The 19,739-nt window shown below is 37.7% G+C and carries 13 protein-coding genes and 1 other annotated feature; of the genes, 4 read left to right on the forward strand and 9 right to left on the reverse strand.

The annotated features are described in order from the left end of the window. Positions 1-54: 54 nt before the first annotated feature. Positions 55-2,151, reverse strand: a complete 2,097-nt coding sequence (locus ACEN4I_RS00525; protein ID WP_407101823.1) for a peptidoglycan D,D-transpeptidase FtsI family protein — start codon at positions 2,149-2,151, stop codon at positions 55-57. 200 nt (positions 2,152-2,351) lie between these two features. Between ACEN4I_RS00525 and ACEN4I_RS00530 the strand changes: the two genes are divergently transcribed. Beyond that, positions 2,352-5,111 (forward strand): YfhO family protein, encoded by a 2,760-nt coding sequence (locus ACEN4I_RS00530; RefSeq protein ID WP_407101821.1) that lies wholly within the window; start codon positions 2,352-2,354, stop codon positions 5,109-5,111. A gap of 63 nt (positions 5,112-5,174) precedes the next feature. On the opposite strand, the gene ACEN4I_RS00535 is transcribed toward ACEN4I_RS00530, so the two are convergent. Then, positions 5,175-5,783, reverse strand: coding sequence for a superoxide dismutase (locus ACEN4I_RS00535; protein WP_407097384.1), 609 nt, complete (start codon positions 5,781-5,783; stop codon positions 5,175-5,177). Between the two features lie 967 nt (positions 5,784-6,750). On the opposite strand from ACEN4I_RS00535, the gene ACEN4I_RS00540 reads away from it, so the two are divergent. Further along, a complete protein-coding gene (locus ACEN4I_RS00540) occupies positions 6,751-7,527 on the forward strand; it encodes a DUF1189 domain-containing protein (protein WP_407127488.1) in 777 nt (258 codons plus the stop codon). A 670-nt stretch (positions 7,528-8,197) separates the two neighbouring features. Here ACEN4I_RS00540 and ACEN4I_RS00545 read toward each other — a convergent pair. Next, entirely contained in the window at positions 8,198-9,523 is a 1,326-nt protein-coding gene (locus ACEN4I_RS00545; RefSeq protein ID WP_407097385.1) for a DEAD/DEAH box helicase, read from the reverse strand. A gap of 221 nt (positions 9,524-9,744) precedes the next feature. Further along, positions 9,745-10,050, reverse strand: a complete 306-nt coding sequence (locus tag ACEN4I_RS00550; RefSeq protein ID WP_407097386.1) for a hypothetical protein — start codon at positions 10,048-10,050, stop codon at positions 9,745-9,747. A gap of 401 nt (positions 10,051-10,451) precedes the next feature. Here ACEN4I_RS00550 and zwf point away from each other — a divergent pair, with 401 nt between their 5' ends. After that, the gene (gene zwf / locus ACEN4I_RS00555) at positions 10,452-11,960 is read left to right on the forward strand and encodes a glucose-6-phosphate dehydrogenase (RefSeq protein WP_407097387.1); all 1,509 of its coding nucleotides are present in this window, start codon (positions 10,452-10,454) and stop codon (positions 11,958-11,960) included. Positions 11,961-12,086: 126 nt separating this feature from the next. On the opposite strand, the gene proS is transcribed toward zwf, so the two are convergent. From proS to ACEN4I_RS00575, 4 genes are all read right to left on the reverse strand, one after another. Then, a complete protein-coding gene (gene proS, locus ACEN4I_RS00560) occupies positions 12,087-13,526 on the reverse strand; it encodes a proline--tRNA ligase (protein ID WP_407097388.1) in 1,440 nt (479 codons plus the stop codon). A 713-nt stretch (positions 13,527-14,239) separates the two neighbouring features. Continuing rightward, positions 14,240-15,109: an aldo/keto reductase gene (locus ACEN4I_RS00565; protein ID WP_407101819.1), complete on the reverse strand. Its 870-nt coding sequence runs from the start codon at positions 15,107-15,109 to the stop codon at positions 14,240-14,242. 29 nt (positions 15,110-15,138) lie between these two features. Then, the gene (locus ACEN4I_RS00570) at positions 15,139-16,674 is read right to left on the reverse strand and encodes a phosphomannomutase/phosphoglucomutase (RefSeq protein WP_407101817.1); all 1,536 of its coding nucleotides are present in this window, start codon (positions 16,672-16,674) and stop codon (positions 15,139-15,141) included. Between the two features lie 55 nt (positions 16,675-16,729). Next, on the reverse strand, positions 16,730-17,185 hold the full coding sequence (locus ACEN4I_RS00575; protein ID WP_407101815.1) for an arginine repressor: 456 nt from the start codon (positions 17,183-17,185) through the stop codon (positions 16,730-16,732). Positions 17,186-17,358: 173 nt separating this feature from the next. Then, positions 17,359-17,583, forward strand: a binding site (T-box leader). A 150-nt stretch (positions 17,584-17,733) separates the two neighbouring features. Here ACEN4I_RS00575 and argS point away from each other — a divergent pair. Next, positions 17,734-19,428 carry an arginine--tRNA ligase gene (gene argS, locus ACEN4I_RS00580; RefSeq protein ID WP_407097392.1) on the forward strand — a complete coding sequence of 565 codons (1,695 nt, stop codon included), beginning with the start codon at positions 17,734-17,736 and terminating at the stop codon, positions 19,426-19,428. A 36-nt stretch (positions 19,429-19,464) separates the two neighbouring features. On the opposite strand, the gene yidD is transcribed toward argS, so the two are convergent. Continuing rightward, positions 19,465-19,716 carry a membrane protein insertion efficiency factor YidD gene (gene yidD / locus ACEN4I_RS00585; RefSeq protein WP_407097393.1) on the reverse strand — a complete coding sequence of 84 codons (252 nt, stop codon included), beginning with the start codon at positions 19,714-19,716 and terminating at the stop codon, positions 19,465-19,467. Positions 19,717-19,739: the final 23 nt, after the last annotated feature.

Genomic DNA, 19,739 nt, shown 5'->3' on the forward strand with positions numbered 1-19,739 from the left:
TCAAAAAAAGGCCGGCCCATATCTTATGGACCAGCCTTTTTTGATGTCCTACACTTATTCTGCTCCTTCAGAAGAGTCCGTTGCATCTTCATCAGGGGTTGCTTCTTTGTACTCGCCTACTTTGAAATAAGCATCCATTACTTTTCGTGCAGCAATCGTATTTTCATAGTTTGTATTGTTGTTTGGTAGATTGGGCACAATGACAGCCACCGTAATTTCCGGATTATCATATGGCGCATATCCCACAAAGGTCTTATTCGTTACTGATTTTCCATTATAAAAAGCTTGGGCAGTCCCCGTTTTTCCTGCGGCCTCATACTCAGCACCTACAAAACGAGAACGTGCAGACCCATTCGCTCCGTGTACTACTTGGTAAAAGCCTTGATGCACTCGTTCCATCGCTTTAGGATCAACATTGACGGTGTTTAAAATCTCAGGTTCTAATTGTGTTTCGATTGTTCCTAAACCGCCATCTTCCCCTGTAGACCAAATTTCATCTACCAGTCTAAGCGCGATACGTGTGCCTCCGTTAGCAATTGTTGAAGCATACTGCAACAACTGAATTGGAGTATACGTATCGTACTGTCCAAAACCAAAGAACATTGCTAAACCAGCATTTGGATTAGGCCCAACATATCCAGTTGCTTCACCTGGTAAATCAATTCCTGTTTCTACACCTAAGCCAAATTGAGCAAAGTAATATCTTAGTTTAGTCATGACTTGGTTGACGTTTATCGGGAATGTTCCCTTGGAATTAAGTTGGTACTGACCGCCCATCCGTAAAACGACTTTTGCCATATAAACGTTTGAAGATTGTTCTAACGCGCCTATGTCATTTAATGCGACACTACCATTTCGGTTAAACACCGAGCTAATACTTTGAGTTTGCCCTGTTTTAAGTGGAGCATCGACAATTACATTATCATCAAAGGTCAACGCGCCATCCATATAGCCGGCTAATACAGTCGCACCCTTTACAGCAGATCCCATTGAATAACTTTGAGTAATATTTCCCAATGCATCATCTTCAATTTTGCCTGTTTCAGAATTGTATTTTTTACCGACTAAAGCTAAAATTTCTCCTGTTTGCGGATCAGAAGCAGCAATGTAAATTCTATCATTGTCCCCTTCTCGTTCGCCTAGTGATTCAACAGCAATTTGTTCTATCGTCTCTTGAAAATCCATATCTGTTGTCAGCACTAAATTATCGCCTTTTTCACCAGCGTACTGTTCAATCGTTTCAATGATATCTCCATTAGTGTTGGTTTGAGTTTCTGATTTAGATTTGGAACCGCTGAGAACTGATTCATATTGCTGTTCCAGCTGACTGTTTCCCACACGATCGTTTCGTGCATATCCTCTAGCCAAGTAAGTAGATAATTGACTTTCAGGTACTCCTTGTTCCTCTGTGGAAACTTCTCCAAGAATACTCTTCAGCATACCTTCTTGAGGATAATTTCGGATCCAATCTGTACCCGTATCTACACCTGGCAATGAACTTAAATGTTCACTGACTAAGGCGATTTCTTGATCTGTCACATTTTCATTTTTAATGTTGATCGTTGTTAAGGCATAAGCCCCATTCATTTTTTTAAAGATAGCTGCCGCTTCAGTTTCCACATCAGACATTTGAGCAATGTCTTCATCCGTTACTTTGGAAATTTGCGTTTGATAAAAATCAGAACCGCTTAGATCCAATTCTTTTTCTGATAATCTCTTATTGATTTTTTCCTCATTCAGAACTAACCAATAGTCTTGCAGATCACGAGGTGTAATATCGTATTCACTTTCGTTCTCTACTCTGACTTTAGAGGGCATATCGATAACAGCGGCTAAATCCAACGCTATCTTAGCCATATCTTCTGAAGGAACACCTTGTCCACGTGTATAGGTGATCGTTTGTACCGCTGTATTCCCTACCATTTTACGATGTTCAGCATCATATATTTCACCACGAGGCACATTTCCGGTTGCTAAAGTTGTCTCTGTTCGAGCAACTTCTGCTTCAAATTCTTCACCACTGACAATTTGCAAATAACCAAGTCTTAAAATAAGTAATGCGAAGCACACAAACACACCAGCAAATAGTATGTTAAGTCTTAAAGGAATATGCGACTTATTCTTCGTTTGTTTTTTTTGATTTGATTTCAAATGAACACCTTCCTATTTAAGTAGAACTTCGTATATTGTAACAGATTATCCGACCTTTAACCATAATCGCTAAAAAGTTTCACATTTAACTTTTTTTTGAATTCCTATCAGTAAAAAAACTTTTTTCCTGAATCGATTATTTCTCCTGCTTGAATATGCTATTCTAGGAGTAAGCAATTTTTTACTTGGGGTGATCGATCATGAAAAAACGAATAAGACTATTTATTCAAAATCAATGGCCATTATTATTAGCTTTTGCAGTCCCTTTTTTGGTTATGTCCGTCATTCATGCATTCAAAGGGGTCTATCCATTTGGAAATGAAACTGTATTAACGATTGATTTGGGACAACAATATGTTGATTTTTTAGCTTATTATCGCACGACGCTGCTTGAAGATCCGTCAGCTTTCTTCTATTCCTTTTCGAAAGCCATCGGCGGGGATATGGTTGGATTGTGGGCTTATTATTTAGCCAGTCCATTTAATCTGATTTTCTTACTATTGCCGCAATCGCAAGTTGCATTAGGCGTTACAGTAGTCACTATGCTGAAATATGGTTTAGCCGGCTGGAGTTTCGCCTACCTATTAAAAAAAGAATTTGGTGGGGATGGTTTTAGTCTAGTAGCCTTTTCAACAAGCTATGCTTTAATGGGATACACGATTGTCAATCAATTCAACATCATGTGGTTAGATGGAATTATCTTCTTGCCGCTCATTATTTTAGGTTTGGAACGGCTGATCAAGCAGCAAAAAGGTGGTTTTTACACTGTTTTTTTAGCCATTTGCCTGATATCCAACTATTATATAGGGTATATGGTCTGCTTTTTCCTTGTTCTTTATTTTATCTTCCGCTGTATCAGTATTGGATTTCCACATACCAGTAAACGAAGGGATAATGTTCTGTCATGTATCAAAACAAGTTTATTGTTCATTTGGCATTCCTTGTTAGCTGGCGGTCTTTCCGCTATCTTGTTGCTTCCTACCCTTCATTCATTAATGGTAGGAAAAGCCAGTTATATAGAGTTGGATTTTAAATGGGAAACAGATTACTTTTTTCCTGAGATGGTCTCGAAATTTTTTGTTGGAGCCTTTAATTTTGACCAAATGCCTTCGGGATATCCAAACCTGTTTATAGGCAGTTTAGCTCTATTGTGCGTCTGCCTGTATTTCTTTAATCGGGCGTTTCCGTTACGAGAACGTGTTGCAGCTTTCGTACTAGTGACTTTTTTTATTTTCTCTATGAATATAGATGCCATGAATAAGATCTGGCATGCTATGCAATACCCGAATTGGTATCCGTATCGCTTTTCGTTCGTGGTCTCTTTCTTCCTATTATTATTAGCTTTTCGTAGTTTTACTCATTTGAAAGGGGTCAATCCTTTAGCTACTTTTTTAACCATGGTCATTGCATCTGGAATAGGACTGTATGTCTATAATGGAGAATTTGACTTTCTCACTCCCATCCAAGTCATCATTACTATGTTGTTTACATTCTTGATTTTATTGCTGCTTATTTTGAAACCACAACAGTATAAATGGTTGGGTTTCGTTTTATTTTTGGTAACGAGTATTGAAATGACGGTCAACGCCAGCATTTCTTTATCCAGGTTAAGTTATGTAGATCAAGACACGTTTTCTGTTTATCAGCAAAGCCAGCAGCAAGTGATCGATTGGATAGAAAACCAAGATGATGATTTATACCGGATCGAAAAGACTTTTGTGCGTACTAAAAATGACAGCTTCCAAGCCGGATTTAATGGCATTACGCATTTCAGTTCTACATTTGAAAGTGCTGTGCCCGACCTTTTCGGCCGTTTAGGAAATCCTGTCGGAGGTGGATTCCTGACCTATTCAAATGGGACACTTTTAACCGATGCTTTGTTTGGAGTGAAGTACTACGCCAGTGAACGAAACGATCTGTATTGGAAAGACAATGAAGATATCCCTGCTTTGATAGAAACCGCGACGGAGCCATTAGAACAAAACAATTTTAGATACGATACTTTTCAAACAGCATTCTCTTTCCCATTCCGCTCGTCCTTAAATAAAGACAAGTATCATTTTACTTTGAAGCAGACTAAACCAGATTTAAAAGACTATCAAAAGATCGCCGCTACAAACCAAGTTGTGATTTACGAAAATCCTTATAGTCTGCCATTTGCATTCGGCAGCTCGAGCAATATCGAATCGGTATATTTACAGAAAAACCGGCCTATTCAAACACAAGAAGCTGTACTGAGTGCCCTAGCAGGAAGCAGCAACGCAACGACTTATTTCTTTCCTGAAGAGTTCTCAAGCACGATCTATCAAAATGTGCTGCTCTCTGGTTCTAGTTTTGAGCCAATTATTGAAAAAGACGACGAAGAGATTAAATCATCCGTTCAATTTCAATTTACTCCGAATACCAATGATGCTTATTATCTTACCGTAGGCTCTGCTATTGGAGACGAAGACGTCAACTTGTATTTAAATGGAGAACCATACGCATTCTATGATAGTTCAAATGAGACATTGATCCATAACTTAGCCAATGAAGATTATGGAAAGACGATAACATTTGAAATTGAACTGCTGGAAGATTCAATTTCTTTAGAAGATATTCAATTGTATCGCTTAGATACATCCGCCTTTGTTCACTCTATCGAATCCTTGCAAACTGGTGGAATGGAAGTTGATCATCATAGTCAGACAAACATCGAAGGTATTGTTACTATTCAAGACAATCAAGATTTCTTAATGACTTCAATTCCGTTCAGTGAAGGATGGTCTGTTTCTGTAGACGGTGTTCCGGTTCAGCCAGAAGAAGTGATTGATGGTTTACTAGGTATTCGGATCCAACCAGGAAAACACAAAATTGTCTTTTCTTACCGTACTCCTTATCTATTTGAAGGCATCATTATTACTTTTATTGCAATCGTATTATTGCTAATCCCTTCTATCCTCAAAAAAAAAAATATGTAACACAATAAAAAACCAAGCAATGGGATGCGAACATCTCATTGCTTGGTTTTTTATTTTACCGAGTTATTTTGCAGCGTCGTAACGTTTGCCTGCTTCTTCCCAGTTTACTACATTCCAGAATGCTTCAATGTATGCTGGACGTTTGTTTTGGTAGTTTAAGTAGTATGCATGTTCCCATACATCTAGTCCAATAATTGGAGTTTTACCTTCAGTTAATGGAGAATCTTGGTTTGGAGTTGAAACAACTTCAAGTTTCCCATTGTTTACTACTAGCCAACCCCAGCCTGATCCAAATTGACCAGCTGATGCTGCGGCAAATTCTTCTTTGAATTTATCGAAGCTTCCAAAAGTTGCTTCAATAGCATCCTTCAACGCTCCTGTTGGTTCACCGCCGCCATTTGGAGATAAAATTTCCCAGAAGAAGCTGTGGTTTGCGTGTCCGCCACCGTTGTTACGTACAACTGTACGAATATCTTCAGGAACAGATTGTAGATCTGCAACTAATTCTTCGATCGTTTTGTCCGCTAATTCAGGGTGTTTTTCAAGAGCCCCATTAGTTTTCTCAACATAAGTTGCGTGATGCTTGTCGTGATGTAATTTCATTGTTTCTTCATCAATGTGTGGTGCTAAAGCATCGTATGCATAAGGTAATTCTGGTAATTCAAAAGCCATAGTGTCATTCCTCCATATAATAAAATAGTTGCTTACTATTAATAATCTAACACTTTTTATAACCGATTACAATTTAAAAGACGAATTTTGTGAATTTCTTTGTCACATCTTATAGATCATACAGAGTCCTTCCATTTATCCATCATGGGAGTTACTGTCAGTAATGTTACAGGTAAAATGGGCACTCATACGTTTTAACGCTTCAGCGCTTATGCAGTCTTTGTAGCGTAAAAGTTTTCAATCTGTTAAGATTCAAAACGATCCCCTGACGTTCGTCAGACAGCACTGATTCCGGATGAAAGTTCTTTACCAACACTATACAAAGATGGAACAGGCATTTTTTCGCCATCGAATAAAAATGCCTCTTTTTTAAACCAGTCTGGTTCTATTTCACGTCATACGTATGAAAAAATTTAAATAAAAAATAAGATTACGAATCCTCTCGTCTCTGGTATGCTAAAAGAAAAATGCGGAAGTGGGCGACATGAACGAGATTTTATATCTGTTGAATGAAGTGGAAGGCTTCTGTCTTCATTATGAGAAAGACCTGCTTTCTTTGCACTTCCCGAAATATTTAGACACGCTTTTTAAGCTGTGACTCGTTTGAGACCCGTGATATTTCTGAAGGAATAGGGGGGGCTTGTAGCCATGTAAAGGATGAAATGTGAATTACGGAGCGTTAGCGCTTCAGCGCTTACGATTCCGTTTGAAGCTTGAAAGTCTGGAGACTACAGGCTCCAGACGGTCCCATGGCTTTCACAAGCAAACCCGTCCATTCCGGAGGAAATTCCACCCCATAGAGCCGCCCCTACTTATTAAGAGAGCGTTTTAGAAAGAAGACTTTAATTTTTGGGAGAAAGTACTTTTCATGCGTATGACGTGGTTCTATTTCAAGTGCTATTGAGTTTAGTTTCATAAAAGATTACAATTACATAGAACATCAAGAATTTTTTAAGGAGGAATACTTATCCAGCTCTTTCAGTTATTTAAAGCATCTTTATCTCGTCCTGAACAATTGATCCAAGCAAAGAATTTAAAAACAGGAAAAATAATTTTGTATTTTATCTTTTTGTCTTTTATTTTGACGATTCCCAGTTGGGTTCAAACCAATCAGCTATTAACAGATTTTATTCAAGATGGACAAGAAGTTGCTCAAAACATACCCGATTTTGAAATAGAAAATAACCAAATCACCCCTGCAGAAGATGCAGAAAGCTTTATTTATCAAACCAATTCTATTATTTTCGCTTTTGATCCCAGTGGCAACATCACCTCATCAGACATTGATAAACGTGTTTCCGGCAATACTCTTGGAATCTCATTGCTAGAGGATGGACTTTATTTAAGCATTCCCTTATACCCTATCCAGTTTCCATATAGTCAACTAAATGGGATGGATCAGGATACTTTTAAAGACGTTATATTAGGATTGCAAACCGTTAATCCTTTCGTTTTAGGTATTACCTTTGTACTATTATGGGTCAGCTCTTTGATTTTAGCTTTGATCTATAATTTTTTGTACACTGTATTTGGAAATTTGATTGCCACTATCACGAGAAAGCCATTGCGTTTTAGTGAAACGTGGAAAGTGGTGTTAGTTGCTTCTACTCTTCCAACTATTTTATTTACCGTATTGAATCTATTTAATATTCATCCTTTATTCCAATTAGAAGTGCAACTGGGAGTGACGATTTATTTTTATTATTTGTCTATCAAATCTATTCCTAAAAAAGAAACTCTCTAATAGATTTTTATTATCTAGATCGGACGTGCAAAAGTCGCATCAAAGACTTTTACATGTCCTTTTTTGTAGTTCTATAAGAAGAAATCACTTTATTTCGTATCCTTCCATAAACCGCTTTTAGTCCTCTCCCATTTACTTTATTCCTATTGCTTCCTCCTTTTACTTGAAAAAAACTATGAATTTTTTGTTATTATTAATAAGTAAGCAAGTAACCACTTGCTATCATCTGTTGCAGTGCTCTCAAAAATACCACTTTGACAATCGTTGGACGCGTCAGTCCATTTCCACAGTTATTTCTGCTTTTCTGGCATATCTATCCATACTACTGGCTACATGAAGTCCACATAGCCAAGTACATCTAAGCGATCAACTTGACCGCTACTCTTACATTTAATCTATACATTAGTTTTCCAACCTTAAGGGAAACCCTCCAATCGAAAGCATCTTCTTATGCGAGTCCTGACTTAGTATAGAATATCTAGGATTGTTTACATTTTTTGCAAACACAAATCATTGAACCTTCTTGTATATTAGGAAGAGGAAAAATAACTTTTCCTCATTTCCTGCCCAACAATAGAATTTATTTTGATATACCCGTTTTTAATCGGATAATTGAAAAAGATCTCAAAAAAGAAGGCCATCTCTTTTTGAGACAGCCTCCTGCTTATACTTATGATTTTTTACCACGATTGCCTTCAATTCGTCGTTTTCGTTGGTTATTCTTTTTGATTTCACGACTGATTTTCTTTTTGTAACCTGGCTTGACGTTTTTCTTTTTCTTTTTCACATAACCGCGTAAAGATGGGCTTAATGTATCTTTAGCAGTGTTTTCACGTTTTTCTCGTCGTTGGCGGTCAAAAGTTTCTTTGATTTCACCTTTTGAAATTTTCTTCGGTTCAAATTTCACACCAATCTTTTCAATATCGTTCACCAAATTTTCTTCGCTTGGAGCATAAAGGGTAATGGCGATCCCTTTCATATTCTTTCTTCCCGTTCTTCCGACACGGTGAATAAAGAATTCTAAATCATTCGGGATCTCAGCATTGATGACGTGAGAAACTCCTTCGATATCGATGCCTCGAGAAGCTAAATCTGTCGCTACAACATATTGGTATTCCAGATTTTGGATTTGTCTCATCACGCGTTTACGCTCACGTGGAGGAATATCTCCGTGAATTGTAGCCACTTTTAGGCCTCGCGATTTTAACTCATTAGCAATTTCTTCTACTTTAGCTTTTGTATTGGCAAATACGATTGCTAAATAAGGTTGTCCGATCGTCAGCAATTGATAAATGATATCCACACGTTCTCTTCCTTTAGTAGAGATCAACCAATTATCAATTGAATCAGAGATAACCGTCTTAGGTGCAATTTGTTCAAATAAAGGATTTTCCATGTATTTCTTTAAGAAGGGTCTTAGAGATTCAGGAATAGTAGCTGAGAAGACCAGCATTTGCAAGTTATCCGGCATTTTGCCTGCAATTTTATCCACATCTTCTAAGAATCCCATATCTAAAGTCATGTCAGCCTCATCGACTACAAATGCAGTCGCAGTATGGACCAACAATCCATTAGCATTCACTAAATCTAGAATCCGTCCTGGAGTACCGATTGCAATATGAGGTTGCGTATTTTCTAACTTACTCAATTGGCGTTTTTTATCTGTCCCGCCGACAAAGTTTTGGACAATAACAGCTGGATTTGATTTTTCTGCCAATTGAACAGCTGCAAGATACAACTGTTCAGCAAGTTCACGACTAGGCGCAGTAACAACAACTTGGACTTCATTTTTTGCAGCATCGATTTTGTTCATCAATGGCAGCAAGAATGTATGCGTTTTTCCAGATCCGGTTTGAGATTGGCCAATAACACTTCTGCCTTTTTGGATAGCTGGAATCAATTTTTCTTGGACTTCTGTTGGTTCCTTAAAGCCCAATTCTTGGATCGATTCAATCAAAAAAGGTTGCAAATTAAATTTTTCAAATGGGTGTACCATTGTATCGCCTCTTTCTATCAATGTTATTTCTAGAATAACAACGTGGATGCTTTTTTTGGTTGTTCATTAGACTTTCCTACTTAACAAATTTACCACATTCATTCGTTTATATAGAATAATGAATTCTGAATTTTTCTATGACTCCGCATCTTGACTAGTATAACATAAAACCCATCTTTTTCTAAGTATGAATTGTGCGTGTTCCTCCATTTTTTATTGGTTTAACGGAAACGAGTTCTAAATGCAACAAATAAACAGATCCCCGCAATCGCTATTATAATAAAGTACCCACAAAAGATGATCTCCATGGCTAACAAGTCATAGAATAAATAACCCATCAAAGTCCATGTGAATGTTATCACGCCTGTTACCATCATAAAGCGACCAATCAATTTCACTCTCTCTTCAGCATCTTCTTTCTTGAAAAGACTCATAACATTCATTTTAAGTTGTCCTTTATTCAACAGCTTTCCGTCTACGAATAACAGCCCACTAAATAATGCGAAAACTAAAAATAAATAGTCCACTTTTTCCCCACTCTCTATTTATAGATACTTTGATTATACGAACAAATTAAATTAAGTTAAACCAATAACCTTAACTGAAATAATAAATGGTTTCTTTTCCTCTACTGATTAGAACTTGCACAAAATGTTTTTTTTCCTCCGAATCATCATTCTTAAAAACGAAAGAAATTCGTTGCAACCGTTAACAAATTTAGGTTTTATTTGATTCCTATGTTAAAATAAAATGGCTATTACTATTTACTAAATGAGAAATTTATCGTAAACGCGGTATAACAAATCAACTTCTTTGAAAACGAATGATTGATTCTGCTCTCAGAAAAAAGTACAATTAATTGAAGCAAACTTAAGATAACAATACCTGTTCGTCTTAAAGGATTACTTGAAAGTGAGGTTTGGTTAGAGTGATTGAAGAAAAAAAAGCTCTATTTATCATTTTTGGCGGGACTGGAGATTTAGCCAATCGTAAATTATATCCCTCCCTCTATCGTTTATTTAAAAAAGGCTATTTGAAAGAGCATTTCGCTGTTATTGGAACAGCTAGAAGAGAATGGTCTGATGACTATTATCGGGAGATCATCATGAGTAAAATTGGAGATTTGGCAGAATCTGAGGAACATGCGAAAGAATTTGCAAGTCATTTTTATTACCAATCCCATAATGTACAAGACATCGAACATTATAAAACATTGCAGTCGCTTGCTGAACGTCTAGACGACACTTATCAATTAGACGGAAATCGGATGTTTTATTTAGCAATGTCCCCAGATTTCTTTGGAATCATCGGTGAAAACATTAAATCGCAACAATTGCTGACTGAAAAAGGATTCAATCGTTTGGTGATCGAGAAACCTTTTGGAAATAATTACGAAAGTGCCTTTGAACTCAATGATCACATTCGTGCTTCTTTCAATGAAGATCAAATTTATCGGATCGACCACTATCTAGGAAAAGAAATGGTTCAAAATATTTCGACTATCCGATACGGCAATCATTTGATCGAATCCATGTGGAACAATCGCTACATCAATAACATTCAGATCACTTTGAGCGAATCTTTAGGCGTTGAAGAACGCGGTGGTTACTATGATACCAGTGGAGCTCTAAGAGATATGGTTCAAAATCACATTCTTCAAATTGTAGCCTTGTTGGCAATGGAACCTCCAGCTGTCTTCCGTGATTATGAAATTCGACAAGAGAAAATCAAAGTTTTGCGTTCGCTTCGTTTGTATTCAGAAGAGGAAGTACGTGTAAACTTTGTTCGCGGTCAATATGGAAGAAGTACTGTCAACGGAGAAACTTTGACAGGATATTGTGAAGAGAAAAATGTGGCTGAAAATTCTCAAACAGAAACTTTCGTAGCTGGAAAATTGTTTATTGATAATTATAGATGGTCTGGTGTTCCACTATATATCCGTACTGGTAAACGTTTGGCTGAAAAAGGGACACAAATTGATATCGAATTCAAAAATGTTCCTCATCAATTATTCCAAACAGCCGATAATCAGCCGTTGCCTCCAAATATATTGTCTATTTTCATCTCTCCTACCGAGGGATTTGCATTGCAATTAAATGCTAAAAAAGTAGGCCCAGGAGTTCAACCTGAACCTATCCAATTGACTAGTTCTCATTCTGCAGAAACTACTGCGAACAGCCCTGAAGCCTATGAAAAATTGATCTTAGATTGTTTAAACGGCGATGCGACAAACTTTACGCATTGGGATGAAGTAGCAGCATCATGGGAATTTGTGGATAAGATTCGTACAGCTTGGGATACGTTTGATATGGAGTTCCCGAACTATCCAAGCGGCTCCATGGGTCCTATCGAAAGTAAACATTTATTGCAAAAAGACGGCTTTAATTGGCATTGGTCTCCTGTGTCTACGATGAAAGATACAGCAGAACAGGACTAAATAAAACCTTAATCTAAAAGAGATCAAAATTCACCTGTTATGTGGTGGATTCTGGTCTCTTTTGATTGTTATGATAAAAAAACATCTCTCAGCATTCGCTGATGAGATGTTTTTCTTTTTTATGGATCAATAAGCTCTTGCTAACCAAACGGTATGTTTAGCAGGTTTACCGGATACGATACAAGTTTCTTTAACCACAGGTGGATTGAAAGGAATATTACGAGTTGTGAAGCCTGTTTCTTCTTTGATTTTAGCTTCCGTTTCCAATTCGCCATCCCAACCAGCTAAGACAAACCCTGGTACTTCTCCCGCAGTTTTTTTCTCTTCGATATGAGCTTTCAGCTCATCTAATGTATCGATCGTTGTATATTCATTTTCTTTGCGGTATTCACGAGCTGTTTCCAACAAGCGTGTTTGCATACTGTCAAGTGCTTCTGGTACGTAAGCCATGATATCATCTAAAGAAACGGCCTCTTTATCGCCTAGATCGCGCATTTTAACCATCACTTGATTATTTTCCATATCTCTAGGGCCAAATTCAATACGCATTGGCACACCTTTTAGTTCCCATTCATTGAATTTGAAACCTGGAGAGTTGTCTGTATCATCTAAAATGACACGGAAACCGTTCACTTTCAATTCGGTTTCTAATTCTCTTAAACGTTCCACGATCTCTGGTTTTTTCTTCCATGGACCAACAGGCAATAAGACGACTTGTTTAGCAGCCACTTTCGGCGGCAATACCAATCCTTGCTCGTCCCCATGAGTCATGATCAAAGCACCGATCAAACGTGTAGACACGCCCCATGATGTCGTATGAGCTAGTACATGTTGATTGTCTTTATTCAAAAATTTGATATCAAAAGCTTCAGCAAATTTCGTTCCCATATAGTGAGAAGTTCCTGCTTGAACCGCTTTTCCATCTTTCATCATAGCTTCAACAGAAAAAGTATCTACTGCCCCAGCAAAACGTTCAGAAGGTGTTTTTTGCCCTTCGTATACTGGTACAGCTAACAATCCTTCAATTACTTCTTTATAAATAGTCAGCATACGCATCGTGCGTTTGCGTGCATCTTCTTCGCTTTCGTGTGCTGTATGCCCTTCTTGCCATAAAAACTCAGAAGTGCGTAAAAATGGTAAAGTTTTCTTTTCCCAACGGAATACATTTGCCCATTGGTTGATCTGCATTGGTAAATCGCGGTAAGAGTTTACCCAATCACTAAAGGCTGTACCAATCATTGTTTCAGAAGTAGGACGCAAAGCTAAACGTTCTTCCAATTGTTCTCCTGCTGCTTCAGTTACCCATGGCAATTCCGGGCTGAACCCTTCAATATGATCTTTTTCTTTTGTAAAGAATGATTCAGGAATCAGCATTGGGAAGTAAGCATTACGGATACCTTCTTCTTTAAAACGTTTATTGAATTCCTCTTGGATGTGTTCCCACATTTCGTAGCTGTCCGGTTTGAACACGATACACCCACGAACTGGTGAATAATCCATTAAATCGGCTTGTTTGATTGTTTGGATATACCAAGCTGAAAAATCTTCTTTTTGTAAATTACTCATACTTTCTTCCTCCTATTTTAACGAACGATTTTGGCAAAAAAAATAAGCATACTCCATCCTCTAAAAAGGACGAAACATACTGTCTCCGCGGTACCACCTTAATTGGTCAGTTTCAGTTGACCCAACTCAATTTCTGATAACGGCAGAACTCCGGTCATATTTCTACAACGTATTGTCAGGAAGGTTCAATCAATCAGCGGGGGCTTTTCTTTCAGCAATCAAAAAGCTCTCTTTTACCCATCATTTATCTACTAACCCTAACGCACCTACATTGCTTATTCTAAGCTAACTTCTTTTAAAATACAAGGATTACTTTTTCAGAGGCGGCTTATGACGTGTGATGCTTTTACTTTTTTCAAAACTGCCTTATGGTTAAGGAACAGCTTTGTAGCTCATAATTCAGCCTGGTGGTTCAACCCAATTATTAGGTAGAACCATTATAGATCACTAATCGAACCGATAACTCCTGCGAATTGTTAAGTAGAGCCACTATAGCTGGCAATTCACACCGGTAAAGCAAGCCGATTATTAAGTAGAACCACTATAGTTCACAATCCGAACCGGTAAACCACTCCGATAGTTAAATAGTACCCAACCTTCCTTATCAACGACTTATGGAAACCACCACAAAAAGCTCTGGGCGCTAGGAATTGTTTCCTAGCGTCTAGAGCTTTTTGTGTATTTAATTTGATCGACACAACACAGTCCAACTATTATTTAGCGTCTTCTGGACGGATAGAAGTTTCTTTAAATCTTTCTTGATCATCAGGATCGCTACCGTAGCGAACACCAGTATCTAAAGATTTCATTTGCTCCATCTCTTCAGCCGTTAAACTGAAATCAAATATTTCACTGTTTTCTTTGATGCGGTTAGCGTGTACAGATTTTGGAATAATCACTTCTCCTCTTTCTAAGTGCCAACGCAAGATGACTTGTGCAGGTGTTTTGCCGTATTTTGCAGCTAATTCCACAATGATCGGTTGATTGAACAAGTCAGTTTTTCCTTGACCTAATGGACCCCATGCTTCATGAATAATGCCGTTTTCTTTCATGTATTCGTGCAATTCATTTTGCGGGAACTCTGGGTGAGTCTCAATTTGATTGATCATTGGTTGCATCAATTCTTGTTTTTTCAATTCTTCTAAATGGTGAGTTTGGAAATTAGATACGCCGATGGCTTTGACTCTGCCTTCTTCGTACAATTCCACTAAAGCTTTCCAAGTTTCCACGTATTTAGGAGCAGCCCAGTGAATCAAATACAAGTCTAAATAGTCTGTATCTAAACGATCTAATGATTCTTGGAAAGCTGCTTTCGTTTCTTCGTAGCCTTGGTCGTAGTTCCACACTTTTGAAGTCAAGAAAATTTCTTCTCTGGTAATACCAGATTCTTTTAGTCCTCTAGCCAAGTATTCTTCATTTCCATAAATTTTGGCAGTATCAAAATGACGGTAGCCAACTTCGACAGCAGCTTTGACTGCTTCCACAAGTTCTTCTTCGTCCTTCATCAAAAATACGCCTAAACCTAATTTAGGAATTTCGACTCCGTTGTATAATGTAATACTTTCAGCTAATGGTTGAACCACATTAACACTCCCTTTTCTACCTTTTTTCTTTATAACTTAGAAGAATCTAGTCCTTCTTGTTGACTAAAGAACAGTTTAACATTTTCTCGCAATTGAGCAATCGAATCTGCTTGATCACTTTCAAAATATAAAACCAGCAACGGTTCATGCAGACTTAAGCGTAATAAAAACCAGCCTGTTCCATATGCACCAGATGTATTGACACGTACACCCTCTAAGTTGTTGTTTTCAATCTCCATATCCGGCTGATCAGTTATAAAGTTTTTAAATGCTTCAATAACTTCCTCGCCAGTTTGTTGGACTGTATCTGTAGTGATTTTAAAACGAACTTCATCTGTTTCAACAGGTTGTTTTAATGATTCAAATAAACTCGAGAACTCCTTGCCTTCTGCAGATAATTCAGCATCCGCAATCAAGATCTTAGCAATCAAGTAAGCTCCATCATCCAGGAAATAATTTTCTTTCAGTGCTGCATGACCACTCGTTTCGATCGCAACTGATGTGTGCACACCTTCTTGATTTAATTTGATGGCTTGATTGATGACGTTGCGGTAACCCGTTAGGTGCCGATTTTGGTGTCCTCCAAGCTGTTCAATAAAGTCTTTCAAGTGTTCAGAAGTCGCTGAACTTGTCACGATAGTCGTTCCCGGATTCTCTTGGATCACGATTGCTGAAATTACCGCAATCAGATTGTTCCGATTCACCGTTTGTCCGTGGCGATCTACTAAAGCTGATCGATCTACATCCGTATCGAAAATAACTCCCATATCGGCATCACTGTCCAGCACGGCTTGTTTAATGCTTGCCATCGCTTGTTTGTTATCGGGGTTTGGAACATGATTGGGAAAATTGCCATCTGGTTCCAAGAATTGACTTCCTGAAATATCCGCTCCCAGCTTTTCCAATACTTCTGTGGCAAAAAAACCTCCAGCTCCGTTTCCAGCATCCACAACAATGTGTTTTCCCTCTAAAGGAAGTTCAGGATTACGAGCTGTCGTGATGCCAGCTTGAATTTTTTGACGTAAATCAGCTGCATAATCTTCCAACAAATTTTTACGTTCAATGATGCCTTGATTATTCTCCCAAGTCACAGCATCCCAATTCGCGTTTTCCAACATAAAAGTAATGTCTTCGTGCTCTGCTCCTCCATCAGCTGTAAAAAATTTCAAGCCGTTGTATTCAAACGGCAAATGACTGGCAGTGATCATAATGGAAGCATCACAGGCATAATACTCATATTGAGTGGCCATAAAAAGTGCCGGTGTCGTTGATAATCCAACATCTACCACGTCGATACCTGCATTATTCAAGGCTTCGATCAGCACTTCTTTGATTCGGTTTCCAGATAAGCGGCTGTCTTGTCCGATAGCAACTTTTACAGGTTTCTCTAAATTATCCATTATCAATTGCTTTTTCTCTTTTAACCAACAAGCAAAACCAAAAGCTATGGATTCGATTGTTTGATCATGCAACGTAATGTCGTGTTCCGGTGTTTTGACCGCTATTCCACGTATATCAGAGCCATTTTGCAATTTTAGTAATTCATTTGCTGATTCACTAGCCAATTTAATTCCTCTTTTCTTTTAAAATGAGACTTCTAAACATATCCTATTTTTAATTTTACAGTTTAATAAATTGATTCAAATATTCATACATTTTTATCGCATTTTCTTCGTCTTTTGAAATCAATAGACAAGTATCGTTACCACCTACAGAAGCCACTATCTCAGGAAATTCGATCGCATCAATCAATGCCGCAGCGACGTGAGCATTTCCAGGTATAGTCACAATAATCGTGATGAATTGTACACGTTCTAGTTTTACCACGACATTGCCCAATGTTGATTGCAGACGCTCTTCTACAGACAAATTATTCGTTTGGTATAAAGTATATTTCATACCACCTTGAGGAGTCGAAGTTTTGATTAAATTCATTTCTTTAATATCTCTAGAGATAGTCGCTTGGGTTGCTTCTACTCCCTCCTCTTTTAAATAATGGAGCAATTCATCTTGGGTAGCAATATCGTGATTGGTGATAATCTGTTTGATTGCTAATTGACGATTCGTTTTTTTCATAGCCAAACCTCCATATGTAATTCGTTTCTTTGTCTCCCAGTATATCAAAAAAAGGTAGAAAGCGGTTAATAATTTAATTATTTTTACAATAATAATGAATAAACATTCTTTTTATTGAAAAACATTGGCATCTCGCCTGTTGTTTTGTTATAATAGGCTATACAAAATTGAATGAACAATCGTAGATGAAGAGAGTACTGCTTGAGGATGTTTTGAAGCGAGCTGGGTTGGTGAGAGCCAGTAATAAAAACTTGCAGGAAGCGCACTTCGGAGAGATGAGAACAAGGATCAGTATCACTAGTTCCATCCGGCTTATTCGGCCGTTACAGTGAATCAAGTGGTTGCGTCAATTTGACGTTGCAATAAGAGTGGTACCGCGGGGAATTCTCGTCTCTTTTTTAGTTTGATGTCATGAAAACTAAAAAAGGGCTATTTTTTTATGCAAAAAAACTGTTCTCCAGATGATTGGGTCTTTTCTACTGAGCATAATACATTCATAAATACAAAGACAAAATTTAAAAAACAAATTAACTAGAGGAGTTATGACAATGAATTACAAATTACAAGTGGCTCAAGCCTTGCATGAACAAGTTTCAGAAACATTGTCTGTTGAAGACATTCTTAACTTATTGGAAAAGCCAAAATCCGTTGAACATGGGGATGTAGCTTTCCCAGCTTTCTCACTAGCAAAAGCTTACCGTAAAGCACCACAACAAATTGCTGCCGATTTAGGAGAAAAAGTATCTTCCCCCATTGTTGAAAAAGTTGAAGTTGTCGGACCTTATTTGAACTTTTTCTTAAATAAAAAAACCGTTAGTGCCCACGTCTTACAAGAAATCTTAGAACAAAAAAATGCATACGGTGATATCAATATCGGACATGGAGAAAATGTTCCGATCGATATGTCTTCTCCTAATATTGCTAAACCTATTTCTTTAGGACACTTGCGTTCTACTGTAATCGGAAATGCTTTAGCACATATTGTTGAAAAAATGGGCTACCAACCTATCAAAATCAATCACTTAGGAGACTGGGGTACTCAATTTGGAAAATTGATCACTGCTTATAAATTATGGGGTACTGAGGAAGCGGTTAGAGAAAATCCGATTCAAGAGTTATTGAAACTGTATGTTCAATTCCATGAAGAAGCAGAAGAAAAACCTGAATTAGAAGACGATGGCCGTGAATGGTTCAAAAAATTAGAAGATGGTGACGAAGAAGCTACTGAATTATGGAAATGGTTCAAAGAAGAATCTTTAAAAGAATTCAATCGCATTTATGATAAACTAGAAATCACGTTTGATTCTTTCAATGGAGAAGCTTTCTACAATGACAAAATGCAAGAAGTTGTCGATTTATTAGAAGAAAAAAATATTTTGACCGTAGACAACGGAGCTACAATTGTGGATTTAGAAAAATACAATTTAAACCCAGCATTGATCAAAAAATCAGATGGTGCAACACTGTATATCACCCGTGATTTAGCTGCTGCTATTTATCGTAAACGTACGTATGATTTTGCTTTATCTCTATATGCAGTTGGAAATGAACAAAGCAATCATTTCAAACAATTAAAAGCTGTTCTGACTGAAATGGGTTATGACTGGGCTAATGATATGCACCATGTTCCATTTGGTCTGATCACAAAAGATGGTAAAAAATTGTCTACACGTAAAGGAAAAATCGTTCTTCTAGAAGAAGTATTGGATGAAGCCGTTGCCGTGGCCCTAAAACAAATCGAAGCGAAAAATCCTGATTTACCGAATAAAGAAGAAGTTGCCCGCCAAGTAGGTATCGGCGCTGTTGTCTTCCACGATTTGAAAAATGATCGTTTAAACAACTTTGACTTTACGATCGATGAAATCGTTCAATTTGAAGGAGAAACAGGCCCTTATGTTCAATACTCTAGAGCTAGAGCTTTAAGTATCTTGCGTAAAGCAGGCGTTGATGAAGTTTCTGCTGCTGATTTCTACGCTTTAGATGATGCTTACAGTTGGGAAGTGATCAAACTGATCCAAGAATATCCTGAGACACTTCAACGTGCTTTTGGTAAGTTGGAACCATCTGTAATCGCTAAACACGCGATCCATTTGGCACAAGCCTTCAACAAATACTACGCCAACAGTCGTGTATTGACTGAAGATGCTGAAAAACCAGCCCGTTTAGCTTTGGTTCAAGCAGTCGCTATCTTATTGAAAGAAGATTTAAGAATATTAGGAGTACATTCTCCTGACCAAATGTAACAGCAAAAAAAACGAGGTTGAGTAGAAGGCAAACTTTTACTCAACCTCGTTTTTTTTATTGCGTCTAATGGAAAAATGTTCCGGGACTGGATCATACCCTCCTCTGACAAATGGATTACAGCGTAAAATTCTAAAGAAGCCCATAATTGATCCCTTGATCGCTCCATGTTTGCGAACCGCATCGATCGAATATTGCGAACAAGTTGGATGGTAGCGGCAACTGGGTGGAAAAAGAGGAGAAATCCCTTTTTGGTATCCTCTAATCAATAAAATAACAATTTTTTTCATTTATTCACCTACATCATATGATT

Origin of the sequence: Desemzia sp. FAM 23990 (assembly GCF_045528485.1) — a bacterium.
GTDB lineage: Bacteria > Bacillota > Bacilli > Lactobacillales > Carnobacteriaceae > Desemzia.

Coding starts and splice junctions, on each gene's coding strand:
- ACEN4I_RS00530 (WP_407101821.1), top strand. CDS start 2,352: ATGAAAAAACGAATAAGACTATTTATTCAAAATCAATGGCCATTATTA.
- ACEN4I_RS00545 (WP_407097385.1), bottom strand. CDS start 9,523: ATGGTACACCCATTTGAAAAATTTAATTTGCAACCTTTTTTGATTGAA.
- ACEN4I_RS00575 (WP_407101815.1), bottom strand. CDS start 17,185: ATGAAAAAAACGAATCGTCAATTAGCAATCAAACAGATTATCACCAAT.
- yidD (WP_407097393.1), bottom strand. CDS start 19,716: ATGAAAAAAATTGTTATTTTATTGATTAGAGGATACCAAAAAGGGATT.
- proS (WP_407097388.1), bottom strand. CDS start 13,526: ATGAGTAATTTACAAAAAGAAGATTTTTCAGCTTGGTATATCCAAACA.
- ACEN4I_RS00535 (WP_407097384.1), bottom strand. CDS start 5,783: ATGGCTTTTGAATTACCAGAATTACCTTATGCATACGATGCTTTAGCA.
- argS (WP_407097392.1), top strand. CDS start 17,734: ATGAATTACAAATTACAAGTGGCTCAAGCCTTGCATGAACAAGTTTCA.